Source organism: Paraburkholderia flava (assembly GCF_004359985.1).
Taxonomy (GTDB): domain Bacteria; phylum Pseudomonadota; class Gammaproteobacteria; order Burkholderiales; family Burkholderiaceae; genus Paraburkholderia; species Paraburkholderia flava.
This window is the reverse complement of record NZ_SMRO01000002.1, coordinates 2,011,698-2,026,135: the sequence shown is the minus strand read 5'-3', so window position 1 is coordinate 2,026,135 and position 14,438 is coordinate 2,011,698. Positions and strand designations below refer to the sequence as shown.

General features: G+C 63.1%; 14 protein-coding genes. 8 read left to right on the top strand and 6 right to left on the bottom strand.

Annotated elements, in window-relative coordinates:
• Positions 1–401: 401 nt before the first annotated feature.
• Genes E1748_RS20500 through gcl form a run of 3 tightly spaced genes read right to left on the bottom strand, consistent with a single transcriptional unit; the run spans position 402 to position 4,010 of the window.
• Entirely contained in the window at positions 402–1,322 is a 921-nt protein-coding gene (locus E1748_RS20500; protein ID WP_276324132.1) for a 2-hydroxy-3-oxopropionate reductase, read from the bottom strand.
• A gap of 46 nt (positions 1,323–1,368) precedes the next feature.
• Positions 1,369–2,175: a hydroxypyruvate isomerase gene (hyi, locus tag E1748_RS20495; RefSeq protein ID WP_133648977.1), complete on the bottom strand. Its 807-nt coding sequence runs from the start codon at positions 2,173–2,175 to the stop codon at positions 1,369–1,371.
• Between the two features lie 59 nt (positions 2,176–2,234).
• Positions 2,235–4,010, bottom strand: coding sequence for a glyoxylate carboligase (gene gcl, locus E1748_RS20490; protein WP_133648976.1), 1,776 nt, complete (start codon positions 4,008–4,010; stop codon positions 2,235–2,237).
• A 211-nt stretch (positions 4,011–4,221) separates the two neighbouring features.
• Here gcl and E1748_RS20485 point away from each other — a divergent pair, with 211 nt between their 5' ends.
• The 8 genes from E1748_RS20485 (at position 4,222) to E1748_RS20450 (ending at position 10,154) form a co-directional block, all read left to right on the top strand.
• Complete coding sequence (locus E1748_RS20485) at positions 4,222–5,133, top strand: LysR family transcriptional regulator (RefSeq protein WP_133648975.1); 912 nt, start codon at positions 4,222–4,224, stop codon at positions 5,131–5,133.
• Positions 5,134–5,315: 182 nt separating this feature from the next.
• Positions 5,316–5,687: a 30S ribosomal protein S6 gene (gene rpsF, locus E1748_RS20480; RefSeq protein WP_133648974.1), complete on the top strand. Its 372-nt coding sequence runs from the start codon at positions 5,316–5,318 to the stop codon at positions 5,685–5,687.
• Positions 5,688–5,720: 33 nt separating this feature from the next.
• The gene (gene priB / locus E1748_RS20475) at positions 5,721–6,020 is read left to right on the top strand and encodes a primosomal replication protein N (protein WP_133648973.1); all 300 of its coding nucleotides are present in this window, start codon (positions 5,721–5,723) and stop codon (positions 6,018–6,020) included.
• A 2-nt stretch (positions 6,021–6,022) separates the two neighbouring features.
• Positions 6,023–6,298 carry a 30S ribosomal protein S18 gene (rpsR, locus tag E1748_RS20470; protein ID WP_133648972.1) on the top strand — a complete coding sequence of 92 codons (276 nt, stop codon included), beginning with the start codon at positions 6,023–6,025 and terminating at the stop codon, positions 6,296–6,298.
• Between the two features lie 27 nt (positions 6,299–6,325).
• Positions 6,326–6,778: a 50S ribosomal protein L9 gene (gene rplI / locus E1748_RS20465; RefSeq protein ID WP_133648971.1), complete on the top strand. Its 453-nt coding sequence runs from the start codon at positions 6,326–6,328 to the stop codon at positions 6,776–6,778.
• A gap of 207 nt (positions 6,779–6,985) precedes the next feature.
• On the top strand, positions 6,986–8,374 hold the full coding sequence (locus E1748_RS20460) for a replicative DNA helicase (protein WP_133648970.1): 1,389 nt from the start codon (positions 6,986–6,988) through the stop codon (positions 8,372–8,374).
• A 143-nt stretch (positions 8,375–8,517) separates the two neighbouring features.
• The gene (locus tag E1748_RS20455) at positions 8,518–9,144 is read left to right on the top strand and encodes a DUF47 domain-containing protein (protein ID WP_133648969.1); all 627 of its coding nucleotides are present in this window, start codon (positions 8,518–8,520) and stop codon (positions 9,142–9,144) included.
• Positions 9,144–10,154 (top strand): inorganic phosphate transporter, encoded by a 1,011-nt coding sequence (locus tag E1748_RS20450; RefSeq protein ID WP_133648968.1) that lies wholly within the window; start codon positions 9,144–9,146, stop codon positions 10,152–10,154. Before E1748_RS20455 ends, E1748_RS20450 begins: the two co-directional genes overlap by 1 nt.
• 47 nt (positions 10,155–10,201) lie before the next feature.
• Here the strand turns inward: E1748_RS20450 and E1748_RS20445 are convergent, their stop codons facing one another.
• The 3 genes from E1748_RS20445 to E1748_RS20435 all read right to left on the bottom strand — a co-directional run bounded on the left by E1748_RS20445 (position 10,202) and on the right by E1748_RS20435 (position 14,362).
• Positions 10,202–11,008, bottom strand: a complete 807-nt coding sequence (locus tag E1748_RS20445) for an SDR family NAD(P)-dependent oxidoreductase (RefSeq protein ID WP_133648967.1) — start codon at positions 11,006–11,008, stop codon at positions 10,202–10,204.
• Positions 11,009–11,116: 108 nt separating this feature from the next.
• Positions 11,117–12,235: a C40 family peptidase gene (locus tag E1748_RS20440; protein ID WP_133648966.1), complete on the bottom strand. Its 1,119-nt coding sequence runs from the start codon at positions 12,233–12,235 to the stop codon at positions 11,117–11,119.
• Positions 12,236–12,523: 288 nt separating this feature from the next.
• Positions 12,524–14,362 carry a PhoH family protein gene (locus E1748_RS20435; RefSeq protein WP_133648965.1) on the bottom strand — a complete coding sequence of 613 codons (1,839 nt, stop codon included), beginning with the start codon at positions 14,360–14,362 and terminating at the stop codon, positions 12,524–12,526.
• Between the last annotated feature and the right edge of the window lie 76 nt (positions 14,363–14,438).

Below are 14,438 nucleotides of genomic sequence, written 5' to 3'. Positions count from 1 at the left end.
CTTTGCGCACAGCGCAAAGCCGGTTTGAAGCCGTTCGATTGTAGGAAGAATGTAGGCGAGGGTCTAGCGAGATAGTGTGAACGTTTGTTAGACCGCGCGATGCGAACCGGCGATATGCGGAAGTGTTGAAGTGCGTATGTGCACACCCCGACGTTGCCACATCGAGATTGTGGCAACGTGATGAAATCCGACAGCCGGACACCCGACGACGACGTCTGACCGACCAAGGCTTCCCCGGCATCGCCGGGTGCCGCTGCGGACCCCACTAACCGCTCTCAGCCCAGAGCGGTTTACTTACCTGCTGACATCATGCGTGCCGCATTCCATCAGCAGGCGCCCCACCTGCGCGCTACCGGAAGCGCTCCGGCAGCTACGAGTACTACGCGTGTGCTACTTCAAGCTCAAGCCGCCTTCGCTTCCTGCGGTGCCTGCGCGATCTCAAAGTTGCCCATCAGTTCGAGTGCGCGAATCATCGCCGAGTGATCCCAGCTCTTGCCGCCGTTCGCTGCGCATACGCTGAACAGCTGCTGTGCGCTCGCGGTGTGCGGCAATGCGATGCCGAGCTTGCGCGCGCCGTCGAGTGCGAGGTTCAGATCTTTCTGATGCAGCTCGATGCGGAAGCCCGGATTGAACGTGCGCTTCGTCATGCGTTCGCCGTGCACTTCGAGAATTCGCGACGACGCGAAGCCGCCCATCAACGCACGACGTACACGTTCCGGATCGGCGCCCGAGCGCGCGGCGAACAGCAGTGCTTCCGCGACCGCTTCGATGTTCAGCGCGACGATGATCTGGTTCGCGACCTTGCACGTCTGACCCGCACCGTTGTCGCCGATCAGCGAGATGTTCTTGCCCATCAGATCGAACAGCGGCTTCGCGAGATCGAACGATTTTTGCGGACCGCCGACCATGATCGTCAGCGTCGCTTCGCGTGCGCCGACTTCGCCGCCGGAGACCGGCGCGTCGAGATAGTCGCAACCGAGCGCGTTGATCTTCTTCGCGAACGCCTGCGTGTCGAGCGGCGAGATCGAGCTCATGTCGATCACGAGCTTGCCTTTCGTCAGCCCCTTCGCGACGCCGTCGTCGGCGAACAGCACGTTCTCGACGTCGGGCGTGTCCGGGACCATCGAGATCACGATGTCGGCGGCCTGCGCAACGGCGGTCGAATTCGCGACGACGGTCGTGCTCGTCTGCAGATCTTCAGGCACCGGATAGGCGCCGTTGACGATCAGCGTGTGGCCGCCCTTCAGAAGGTTGCGCGCCATGTGCGCGCCCATGATGCCGAGGCCGATGAAACCGATGGTTGCCATGCGTTGAGTCTCCAGAGTAGGGGTGTTCGATCGTGTCCGATGCGAGCCGTACGGTGCGCTGTCAGACGGTGGCGTGCGCGTTTTTCGCCAGCTTCGCGACGCGCTGCAGCCAGCCGAGGCCCTCGGAAGTGGTGGTGCGCGGTTTGTATTCGCAGCCGACGTAGCCGTCGTAGCCGAGCGAATCGAGCAGATCGAACAGGAACGGGTAGTTGATTTCGCCGGTGCCCGGTTCGTTGCGTCCGGGGTTGTCGGCGAGCTGGATGTGAGCGATCTGCGGCAGGTTCTTCTTGATCGTCGCCGCGAGTTCGCCTTCCATCCGTTGCATGTGATAGATGTCGTATTGCAGGAACAGGTTGTCCGAGCCCACTTCGCGGATCACGTCGAGTCCCTCGGCCGAGCGGTTCAGCGCGAAGCCGGGAATGTCGTACGCATTGCACGGCTCGACGAGCAGCCGGATGTTTTCTTTTTTCAGCGCCTGCGCGGCGAAGCGCAGATTCTCGACGATGGTCTTGCGCGCGGCATCGCGCGTTACGTCCGCAGTCGGAATGCCGACGAGGCAGTTCAGTTGCGGTACCTTCAGCGCTTTCGCGTAGTCGATCGCGCGGCTCACGCCTTCCTGAAACTCGGCGACGCGCGACGGCAGGCACGCGATCCCGCGTTCACCTGCTTCCCAGTTTCCAGCGGGCAGGTTGTGCAGCACGAGTTTCAGACGATGCCGTTCGAGCCGTTCCGCCAGTTCGTTGACGGCGAACGGATACGGGAACAGGAACTCGACAGCATCGAAGCCGGCGTTCGCTGCGGCCGCGAAGCGGTCGAGGAACGGGACTTCGTTGAACAGCATCGTCAGATTGGCAGCAAATTTAGGCATGTTGCGGGTTCTCTCTGGTCGGTCAGCGGTTATTCAATTGCAGATGCGTTCAGCTACGTTCAGTCGGGCAGGCTGACCGCGGTCGGCGCATCTTCGCGCGTCTCGGCCAGTTCCTCGAACTCGTTGATCGCATCGATCTCGGCGCCCATCGAAATGTTGGTGATGCGCTCGAGGATCACTTCGACCACGACCGGCACGTTGAACTCCGACAGCATCGACTGCGCTTTCTTCAGTGCCGGTCCGATCTCTTCCGGCTTGAACACGCGCAGTGCCTTGCAGCCGAGACCTTCGGCTACAGCAACGTGGTCGACGCCATAGCCGTTCAGTTCGGGCGCATTGATGTTCTCGAACGCGAGCTGCACGCAGTAGTCCATGTCGAACGCGCGTTGTGCCTGACGGATCAACCCGAGGTACGAGTTGTTCACCACCACGTGCACGTACGGCAGCTTGAACTGCGCACCCGCTGCGAGTTCTTCGATCATGAACTGGAAGTCGTAGTCACCCGACAGCGCGACGATCGGCCGTTGCGGATCCGCGGCACGTACACCGAGTGCAGCAGGAATCGTCCAGCCGAGCGGGCCCGCCTGACCGCAGTTGATCCAGTTGCGCGCCTTGTACACGTGCAGGAACTGCGCACCGGCGATCTGCGACAGACCGATCGTGCTCACGTAGCAGGTGTCGCGGCCGAACACCTTGTTCATTTCTTCGTACACGCGCTGCGGCTTGATCGGCTCGTTGTCGAAGTGCGTCTTGCGTTGCATCGTGCGCTTGCGCTGCTGGCATTCCGCGACCCATGCGCTGCGATCCTTCAGCTTGCCGTCGCGCTTCCATTCCTGCGCGACCTGCACGAACAGTTCGAGCGCGATCTTCGCGTCGGACACGATGCCGAGGTCCGGTCCGAACACGCGACCGATCTGCGTCGGTTCGATATCGACGTGCACGAACTTACGGCCCTTCGTGTAGACCTCGACGCTGCCCGTATGGCGATTCGCCCAGCGATTGCCGATGCCAAGCGCGAAGTCGGAGGCGAGCATCGTCGCGTTGCCGTAGCGATGCGACGTCTGCAGACCGACCATGCCGGCCATCAGCGGATGGTCGTCGGGAATCGCGCCCCACGACATCAGCGTCGGGATCACCGGCACGCCGACGGTTTCGGCGAACTGCACCAGCAGATCCTCGGCTGCGGCGTTGAGCACACCGCCGCCGGAAACGATCAGCGGCCGGTCGGAATCGTTGAGCAGCGTCAGCGCTGCTTCGATCTGTTTGCGCGTTGCTGCAGGCTTGTAGATCGGCAGCGGTTCGTACGTGTCGATGTCGAACTCGATCTCCGCGACCTGCACGTCGATCGGCAGATCGATCAGCACTGGACCCGGGCGACCCGAGCGCATCAGATGGAACGCCTGCTGGAACACGCGCGGCACGAGCGCGGGTTCGCGCACGGTCACCGCCCATTTCGTCACCGGCTTCGCAATCGATTCGATATCGACTGCCTGGAAGTCTTCCTTGTAGAGACGCGCGCGCGGTGCCTGACCGGTGATCGCGAGAATCGGAATCGAGTCGGCCTGCGCCGAGTAGAGACCCGTGATCATGTCGGTGCCGGCCGGCCCCGATGTGCCGATGCACACGCCGATGTTGCCCGGCGCGGCCCGCGTGTAACCCTCGGCCATGTGCGACGCGCCTTCGACGTGACGGGCCAGCACGTGGCTGATGCCGCCGCCTTTACGCAGCGCGGAATAGAGCGGGTTGATCGCGGCGCCCGGGACACCGAACGCTGTGTCGATGCCTTCCTTTTCGAGCACGAGCACTGCTGCGTCGACGGCTCTCATCCTGGTCATGGAATGTCTCCTGAAATAACGCTTTACGTTGCAAATACGGGAAATGCCTGCGAAGGCTGTTGAACGCACTTTAGGCCCCACTCAAAGGTTTGATAAGATCAGCGCGGGTTGTGTGTTTCGAAACAAAAAGTATGGAATTACAGTGAGGTCGGGGTGGCAGCGGTCGTGAGAGCCGACGCCCGGCCCAGCACCGACAGGCAGGAGACAAAACATGGACCGCTTCAAGCAGATCGAAACCTTCGTGCGTGTCGCCGACGCCGGCAGCCTTGCGGCCGCGGCGTTGGAGGAGGGCGTGTCGCCGGTGATTCTCGGACGGCGTATCGACGCGCTCGAGAAACGGCTCGGCGTGAAGCTGATGTACCGCTCGACGCGGCGGCTCGTCGTCAGCGAAGAGGGCGCGGCGTTCCTCGAACGGTGCCGCGGGCTGCTCACCGAATGGGATCAGGCGGAGAACGAACTGACGGCGGGGCGGAGAGCGGTCAGCGGGCATCTGATCGTGTCGGCGCCGGCCGCGTTCGGCCGCAAGCACGTCGCGCCGCTCGCCCCTACGTTTCTGGCCGACAAGCCGGAGTTGCAGGTGTCGTTCAATCTGACCGACCGCGTCGTCGATCTGGTGCGCGAAGGCTACGACCTGTCGATCCGGATCGGCGGATCGGTCGATCCGAACTTCGTCGCGGTGAAGCTCGCGACCAACCGGCGCGTGGTGTGCGGCACGCCGGAGTACTTCCGCAAGCACGGCAAGCCGCGCTCGCTCGACGATCTGCCGCAGCACAACTGCCTCGCGTTCAACCTGCAGGGCGGTCAGAACCGTGGCTGGTATTTCCGCCGCAACGGCAAGCTGGTGACGGTGCGGGTCGGCGGAACGCTCGACTGCAACGATGGCGAACTGCTGCATCGCTGGGTGTCCGAGGGGCTAGGGCTGGGCTGGCGCTCGACGTGGGAGATCCAGCAGCAGCTCGTGCGCGGCGAACTCGAAACGGTGCTCGACGACTACGCGCTGCCGGACTACGACATCCTCGCGGTGTACCCGCAGCAGCGCTACGTGCCGGCGAAGGTGCGCTATTTCATCGACTATCTGAAGGACGTCTATGCGCGGGCGGATTACTGGAGCAGCGTCGGGTAGGGAGGACGGTTAATGGGGAGCAAGCTGGGAGCCTTCGCCAAGTCGTTGAAAATACGGCCGAAACAGGCGTCCTGAGCAACATAAATGTTGCCTTCGACGACGCAGGCGGGTTAAACTCTCGGGCTTCTCACTTGCCACACCGGTTCCGACGCCCGGGTGGCTTTAATCCACAAGGAGTGTGTATGCGTCATTACGAAATCGTATTCATCGTGCACCCCGATCAGAGCGAGCAAGTGCCCGCCATGATCGAGCGTTACAAGTCCACGATCACGTCGCACGGTGGCCAGATCCACCGCATCGAAGACTGGGGCCGCCGTCAGCTGGCCTACATGATCGAGAAACTCGCGAAGGCTCACTACGTCTGCATGAACATCGAATGCGACCAGGTCACGCTCGACGAACTCGAGCACGCATTCAAGTTCAACGACGCCGTTCTGCGTCACCTGATCGTCAAGCAGAAGAAGGCCGAAACCGGCCCGTCGCCGATGATGAAGGAAGTGCAGCGCGAAGAAGCCAAGAAGGCGGCTGCCCAGCCGTCCGAAGCGCAGGCTTAAAGACACAAGCCATCAGGAAAACGCGTCGCTTACGTGAACAGGCTGCAGCTTAAGGCAAGCGTCGTCGAACGCGAAACGGTGCGGTACACCCCCGCCGGCGTTCCGATCGCAAGCTGTACGTTGCACCACCGCGCAGAAGTCGTCGAAGCCGGCATTACCCGGCAGATCGAACTGACGATGCAGGCGGTGGCCGCCGGCGAAGCGAGCGGCAAGCTGGAAAACTGCGCGATGGGCGTCGAAACGCTCTTCACCGGTTTTCTCGCGAAGAAAAGCCGCAACGCGAAAACCCTGGTGTTTCACATCACAGAATTGCAGGACACAGGAAAGGACTAATCATGCCCCGCCCGACTGGTAAGAAATTCGACAAGCGTCGTCAGCAACAAAACCCGCTCTTCAAGCGCAAGAAGTTCTGCCGTTTCACGGCTGCCAATGTCGATCAGATCGACTACAAGGACATCGAAACGCTGAAGGACTTCATCGGCGAAAACGGCAAGATCACGCCGGCGCGTCTGACGGGTACCAAGTCACACTATCAGCGTCAGCTGGACACGGCTATCAAGCGCGCGCGTTTCCTCGCGCTGATGCCGTACACCGACCAGCACAAGGCTTAACCCGACGACGCTACAAGGAGCATCCGAATGCAGATCATTCTTCTGGAAAAAGTCGTCAACCTGGGTAACCTGGGCGACATCGTCAAGGTGAAGGACGGTTACGCACGTAACTTCCTGATCCCGCAAAAGCAGGCTCGTCGTGCGACGAAGACCGCGATCGCCGAATTCGAAGTCCGCCGCGCGGAACTCGAAAAGGTCGCCGCTGAAAAGCTGGTAGCCGCTCAGGCGCAAGGCGAAAAGCTGGCCGGTCTGACCGTCCAGATCGCGCAGAAGGCCGGCGTCGACGGCCGTCTGTTCGGCTCGGTGACGAACGCCGACATCGCCGCAGCACTGGGCAAGCAAGGCTTCGCTGTCGAAAAGGCGCAAGTGCGTCTGCCGGAAGGCCCGCTCAAGCTGGTCGGCGACCATGCCGTGCAAGTCTCGCTGCATACCGACGTGCTGGTCGACGTTACGGTGTCGGTGTTGGGCGAACACGCGTAAAGCGGCTTGCGCCGGCTGTAGCCGGCGCGATGCACAGGCAGTATCTGCCGGCCAACGGGCCGGCACAGGGCAGAGGCCGGGAAACCGGCCTCTGCCTTTTTTGTTCCCGGCCGGTTCGACGTGTGGACCGCAGCTCGATCGCGAAGCATGTCGCGCATCTTCTGAAGGCATTCCGCGCAGCGGATATTTGCCCGATAATTCCCCTCCATGAACGCACCGAAAGATCCCCAAGTCGAATCGCTGAAAGTCCCGCCGCATTCGATCGAGGCCGAGCAGTCGGTTCTCGGCGGCTTGCTGCTGGACAACGCCGCATGGGACCGCATCGCGGATTTTCTGTCGCAGAGCGATTTCTATCGCTACGACCACCGGATCATCTACGAGCACATCGGGCGCCTGATCGCCGCGACGCGCCCGGCCGACGTGATCACCGTCTACGAGGCGCTCGGCACGTCGGGCAAGGCGGAGGACGTCGGCGGTCTCGCGTATCTGAACGCGCTCGCGCAAAACACGCCGAGCGCGGCGAACATCCGGCGCTATGCCGAGATCGTGCGCGACCGAGCAGTGCTGCGCAGACTCGTGTCGGTCGCGGACGAGATTTCCGCCGACGCGTTCAATCCACAGGGCAAGGAAGTCCGGCAGCTACTGGACGAAGCGGAATCGAAAGTGTTCTCGATCGCCGAAGATGGCGCGCGCGGCACGCAGGGCTTTCTCGAGATCGGGCCGCTTTTGACGCAGGTGGTCGAGCGTATCGACACGCTGTATCACACCGCGAATCCGAGCGACGTGACAGGCACGCCCACTGGTTTCGTCGACCTCGACCGGATGACGTCGGGCATGCACGGCGGCGAACTGATCATCGTCGCGGGGCGGCCGTCGATGGGCAAGACTGCGTTCTCGATGAACATCGGCGAGTACGTCGCGGTCGAGTACGGACTGCCGGTCGCGGTGTTCTCGATGGAAATGCCGGGCACCCAGCTCACGATGCGGATGCTCGGTTCGGTTGGTCGACTCGACCAGCACCGTATGCGGACCGGCCGCCTGACCGACGAGGACTGGCCGAAGCTCACGCACGCAGTGCAGAAAATGAGCGAGGCACAGATCTTCATCGACGAGACCGGCGGCCTGAATCCGATGGAACTGCGCTCGCGTGCGCGTCGGCTGTCGCGGCAGTGCGGGAAGCTCGGGTTGATCATCGTCGACTACCTGCAGCTGATGTCCGGTTCTTCTTCTCAGGGCGAAAATCGGGCCACCGAAATTTCGGAGATCTCGCGTTCGCTGAAGAGCCTCGCGAAGGAACTCGACGTGCCGGTGATGGCGCTGTCGCAGCTGAACCGTGGCCTGGAGCAGCGTCCCAACAAGCGTCCGATCATGTCCGACCTGCGCGAATCGGGCGCCATCGAGCAGGACGCGGACATCATCCTGTTCATCTACCGCGACGAAGTCTATAACCCGGACAGCCCCGACAAGGGCACCGCCGAAATCATCATCGGTAAACAGCGGAATGGCCCGATCGGCCCGGTGCGGCTGACGTTCCACGGCCAGTTCACGAAGTTCGACAACTTCGCGGGCGCGCAGAATTTCTACGGCGGCGACTGACGCACCAGCCTCGATCCGGCCGGGCCACAAACCCGGCCGCGTCTTTCCCATCGCGCATATCACGGAAAGGAGTGCCGCAATGGCGTCGCGACGGTACAATGTTGCCGTTTTGTGACAGCCACTGACCCCTTCCCAGGATTTCCATGTTCGGTCGATTCATGCCCACCGAGGGCAAGTTCTTTGAAATTTTCAATCAGCACGCAAAGTACATCGTCTCGGCAAGCCAGGAACTCGAGTTGCTGATCGATAACCTCGCGGACGCGGAAGTGCACAAGCAGAACGTGCAGACCGCGGAAAAAGCCGCGGACAAGCTCACGCACGAAACGATCGATCTGTTGCATAAGACCTTCATCACGCCGCTCGATCGCGACGAAATCCACAAGCTGATCACCACGATGGACGACATCCTCGACCTGATGGAGGACGTCGCGACCGCCGTGTCGCTGTACGACGTGCAGTCCGTCACGTCCGAGGCGAGCCAGCTCGCGCACATCTGCACGGCGACGTGCCGACACGTGCAGGGCGCCGTCGCGATGCTGTCCGACATGAAGCAGGCGAGCCAGATCCTGAAAGCATGCGAGGAGATCGACCGGCTCGAATCAGAAGCCGATCGCGTGCTGCGCTCCGCGATCTCGAAGCTGTTCCGCGAAGAGGACGACGTCAAGACGCTGATCAAGCTCAAGGCCATCTACGAATTGCTCGAGTCGATCACGGACAAGTGCGAGGACGTGGCGAACATCCTCGAAGGCATCGTGCTGGAAAACGCCTGATGCACTCGATTCAACTCGCCATCTGGGCCGTGGTCATGCTCGTGGCCGTCGCGCTCGTATTCGATTTCATGAACGGCTTCCACGACGCCGCCAATTCGATCGCGACCGTCGTGTCCACCGGTGTGCTGAAGCCGCAGCAGGCCGTCGCATTCGCGGCTGCGTTCAACGTCATCGCCTATTTCATCTTCCACCTGAAAGTCGCGCAGACGGTCGGCAAGGGCACGATCGATCCTGCCATTGTCGATCACTACGTGGTGTTCGGCGCGCTGGTCGGTGCGATCGGGTGGAACATCGTCACGTGGTACTACGGCATTCCGTCGAGTTCGTCTCATGCGCTGATCGGCGGCCTTGTCGGTGCGGCGCTCGCGAGTTCGGGGTGGCATTCGCTCAACGTCGACGGCCTGCTGAAAACCGTCGCGTTCATTTTCCTGTCGCCGCTGCTCGGTTTCGTGCTCGGCTCGTTCTTCATGCTGGCGGTGTCGTGGATCTATTTCCGCACGCCACCAAGCAAGGTCGACCGGCGTTTTCGACGGCTGCAACTGGTGTCGGCGGGGCTTTATAGCCTCGGGCACGGCGGCAACGACGCGCAGAAGACCATCGGCATCATCTGGATGCTGCTGATCGCGACGGGCTATGCATCGGTGAGCGCGGATGCGCCGCCGATCTGGGTGATCGGCGCGTGCTATCTGTCGATGGGACTCGGCACGCTGTTCGGCGGCTGGCGCATCGTGCGGACGATGGGGCAGAAGATCACGAAGCTGAAACCGGTCGGCGGTTTCTGCGCGGAGTCGGGCGGTGCGATCACGCTGTTCCTTGCGTCGTGGCTCGGCATTCCCGTATCGACGACGCACACGATCACCGGCGCGATCGTCGGCGTCGGTGCGACGCGCAAGCTCAGCGCGGTGCGCTGGGGCGTCGCCGGCAATATCGTGTGGGCGTGGGTGCTGACCATTCCCGCATCGGCCGCGATGGCTGCGGCCGGGTGGTGGCTCGGTCACCGGTTCCTGTAAGCGATGCGGCCCGTCGATCGCGGGCCGCGCATCAACACCAGCAGTCTTCAGATCAGCGGCGTGCTGCCGCCATCCATCGGGACGATCGCTCCCGTCACGTAGCTCGCACGGTGGCTCGCCAGAAACAGCGCGACGTCGGCGATTTCTTCCGGCTTCGCATAGCGCCCGAGCGGCACTCGCGCTTCGCCGCGCGCCTGTGCCTCGGCCATGTCGACGCCCTGAGCGTTCGCTTCCAGTTTCAGCGCTTCCTCGACCCGCTCAGTCAGCGTCGCACCCGGATTGATCGCGTTGATCCGGATCCCGTAGCGCGCGTAGTAGTGCGCAAGACCGACCGTCGCGAGCATCAATGCCGCGTTCGCCGCACCGCCGGCGATATGGATATCGCTCGCAAATTTCCCGCCCATACCGATGATGTTCACGATCGTGCCGGGCTCGGACCCGTCGCCGGCCTTCGCGCGCTCGGCCATCCGGCGCAGCACTTCCTGCTGCGGATAGATATACGGAAAGTACTTCGCTTCCATCGTCGCCTTGAACGCGGCGGCGTCGAGCGTTTCGGGGTCGTAGCGGCGCGCGGCGCCCGCGCTGTTGATCAGGATATCGATCGGACCGAGCGCGGTAGAGGCTTCCTCGATTACATCCGCTGCGCTGTGCGGATCGTGTAGATCCGCGCGGGTCAGATGGATGTGCAGTCCTTCCTGCGCGAGCTGTTCGCGCGCCTTCGCGAGATTGGCCGGATCGCGCGACACGATCGCGACTTTGGCGCCTTCCACGGCAAACGCGCGGGCACATGCGAGGCCGATGCCCTTGCTGCCGCCGGTGATCAGAACAACCTTGTTTTTGAGCCCGAGATCCATTGCCGCTACTCCGTTCGAATCGAATGATATCGACGACGATAGCAGACGCGTGCGAGTTGCGTGCGTACGTTGGCCATGCGGACAAGGATGGGACGAGGAAAGCGGAGCTTAGTAGCTGCCGTTCGCGAAGCGGGCGATCGGATCGTCGCCGGTCTGGGTTGGAGCGGGCATCGGTCGCGATGCGGTCGATGCTCGCATGATCTGCACGGCTTCCGCATTCCCTTCCTGCCGTGCCTGTTGAGCCTGACGGGCGGCGACAGCGGCGGGCGGGGGCGGTTCGAATGCGTCGGCGGCTGCGTCGATCGGATCAGGCGACGACGGACGAGTAGCTGCGACCGACGACGGACCCGGTTCGGCGCCGGATGTAGCGATCACGGGAGCCTCGGCAGGTTGAACCACTGCCGGAGCTGCAGACACAGTCGCAGGCGTCACGGCACCGGCCGCGCGAGCCTGCATCTGTGCCGCGCTCATGCCGGGCGGTGGCGGTTCGAATTGATCGGCGGCTGCAGCGGCGGCCACTGGTTGCGGCGACGGTGCGACGCTCGCCGTTAAAGGCGGCTGAGACTGCATGACCACAGCACGTGGCGCAGGCACAGCGGCCATCGCCGGCGCGGCCACAGAGGCCGGAGCAACGGCCTTATCAGGCACAACCGACGCCTGATAAGTCGGCGTATCGAACGGCGTGGTCTTCGGCGGCGCGACCCGACGGATGCCGTCGAAGCGCTTCGCCCAATACGGGTTGGTCACGTAATCCAGCCGCACGGTGCCACCGGTCGACGGCGCATTGACGAAGCGCAGATTGCCGACGTAGATGCCGACGTGCGAGTGCGGACGACCGGTCGTGTTGAAGAAGATCAGGTCGCCGGGCGCGACTTCGTCCGGATTGATCGATTCGCCTCGGCTGCTCATGTCGGCGGTCGTGCGCGGCAGATTGACCGACGCGGCGCGTTCGACCACATAGCGCACGAGCCCGCTGCAATCGAAGCCGCTTTCCGGCGTATTGCCCCCCCAGCGATACGGAATGCCGACGAGGCTCATCGCCTGGATCGAGATTTCCTCGCGTCCGACACTGTGATCGACGAAGCGGGGGAAGCCGGGCGGAGCGGTGCGATACGCGTTGCCCGCGACCGGCGCGCTGACGGACCCGCGCGACGTGCTGCGCTGAGGCGCGCTGGAGCACGCAGCGAGCAGCATGACGATCAGCAGCGGGAACGCGAGTCGGCGCATAAAGACGTGAGCGTGCTAAACGCTCGCTTAAAGCAGACGATGAGCGGATGGTAGCCCGTCGGCAGCGGCCGGGGCAAGAATTGTTGATACTTTACTTGAAGTTCGTGCGCTAAGTGTTGCTCGACCGGCACGCGGCGGCGCCCGCGGCCAATTGGGGCCGGGCAAAGCGACATGCGGCGACATCCCGGACGGAAATAAAAAAGCGCCCGGCGGATAAGGCCGGGCGCTTTTGCGGACAACAGCTCGCTGCACGACCGGTCAAACCGAACCGGCCGCGAGCCACAGACGCTACAGAATATCGGACGCGTAATCGGCAAGCCGCGAACGCTCGCCACGCGCGAGCGTCACGTGACCGCTGTGTGCCCAACCCTTGAAGCGGTCGACGACATACGTCAGTCCCGAACTCCCTTCGGTCAGATAAGGCGTATCGATCTGTGCGATGTTGCCGAGACAGATGATCTTCGTACCCGGACCCGCGCGCGTGACCAACGTCTTCATCTGCTTCGGCGTCAGGTTCTGCGCCTCGTCGATGATCAGGTACTTGTCGACGAACGTCCGGCCGCGCATGAAGTTCATGCTCTTGATCTTCAGTCGCGAGCGGATCAGTTCCTGCGTCGCGGCACGGCCCCATTCGCCGGCTGCGTCGTCGGTTTTCTGCAGGACTTCGAGGTTGTCGTCGAAGGCGCCCATCCACGGCTGCATCTTCTCTTCCTCGGTGCCCGGCAGGAAGCCGATGTCTTCGCCGACCGGCACCGTCGCGCGCGTGACGATGATCTCGTTGTAGCGCTTTTCGTCGAGCACCTGTGCGAGGCCGGCCGCGAGCGCGACCAGCGTCTTGCCGGTCCCGGCCTGGCCGAGCAGCGTGACGAAATCGATGTCCGGATTCATCAGCAGGTTCAGCGCGAAGTTCTGCTCGCGGTTGCGCGCCGTGATGCCCCACACGTTGTTCTTGTGATGGCCGTAGTCGCGCAGCGTCTGCAGCAGCGCGGTCTTGCCGTTCAGCTCGCGCACCAGTGCATGGAACGCCGGCTCGCCGTTCTGCGGCTCGAGAAAGACGAACTCGTTGACGAGCATCGACGCGCACAGCGGACCCGTGACCCGGTAGTAGGTCGTGCCGGTCTTCGTGTCCTGCCAGCTCTCCATGCCCTTCGCGTGCTTCGTCCAGAAGTCCTGCGGCAGCGCACGGATACCCGTGTAGAGCAGATCCTTGTCTTCGAGAACCTGGTCGTTGAAGTAGTCTTCAGCGGGCAGGCTGAGCGCGTGCGCCTTGATCCGCATGTTGATGTCTTTCGACACCAGCACGACCTGGCGGTCCGCGCGGTCGCGCTGCAGTGCGCGCACGACGCCGAGAATCTGGTTGTCGGCCTTGCCTTCCGGCAGACCTTCGACCGGCTCGATGGCCGCCAGTTTGGTCTGGAAATACAGATTGCCGGCGGCTTCGCGGCTGCCGAGGCGCGACAGCGGAATGCCCTCGGAGATCGTTCCGGAGTTCGCGACCAGCGCGTCGAGCGTGCGGCTCACCTGACGAGCGTTACGCGCGACTTCCGACATCCCCTTCTTGTGGTTGTCGAGCTCCTCGAGCGTCATCATCGGCAGATAGACGTCGTGCTCTTCGAAGCGGAACAGGCAGGTCGGATCGTGCATCAGCACGTTCGTGTCGAGCACGAACAGCTTGCGGATCTCGACCGCGTTCGACTGACGGCTGCCTTTCTGTCCGCTGCCACGCGGCGCGGGCGTACGGGCGGCGGGTGTCTCGGCGGCAGGCTGGCGCGACGGCGACCGCGCGACGGCTGGTTCAGCGGGTTGAGCAGCAGGCGCGGCGGGCGCGGTGGGTTGCGCGGCCGGCACCGGCTGCAGCAGCGCGGCGGTCTGACGGCTCTTGCGGCCACGGGCGGGCGCGGCCGAATCGGTCGCATCGTCCGCGGCAGGAACAGGGCGCAACGTCGTCGCGGCGTTGGCCGCGTGGGTCATCGGAGTGGCGACGTTCGCCGGAGCATATTCGGTCGACGCTGCCTGCTCTGCGGCGCTGCCCGCTTTCCTGGCGGACTTTGCCGGCTGGGCTTTGGCCTTGTATTCGTCAGGCGGCAGCAGATTGCCGAGCTTGCTGGGCGGGGTAGGCAAAGGCATGGTTTCCCTCGAAGAAATCGGGTCGCATATCGTGCGCCGCCTGTCGCATCCTGCCGGTGCCTGTGATGTGCACGCA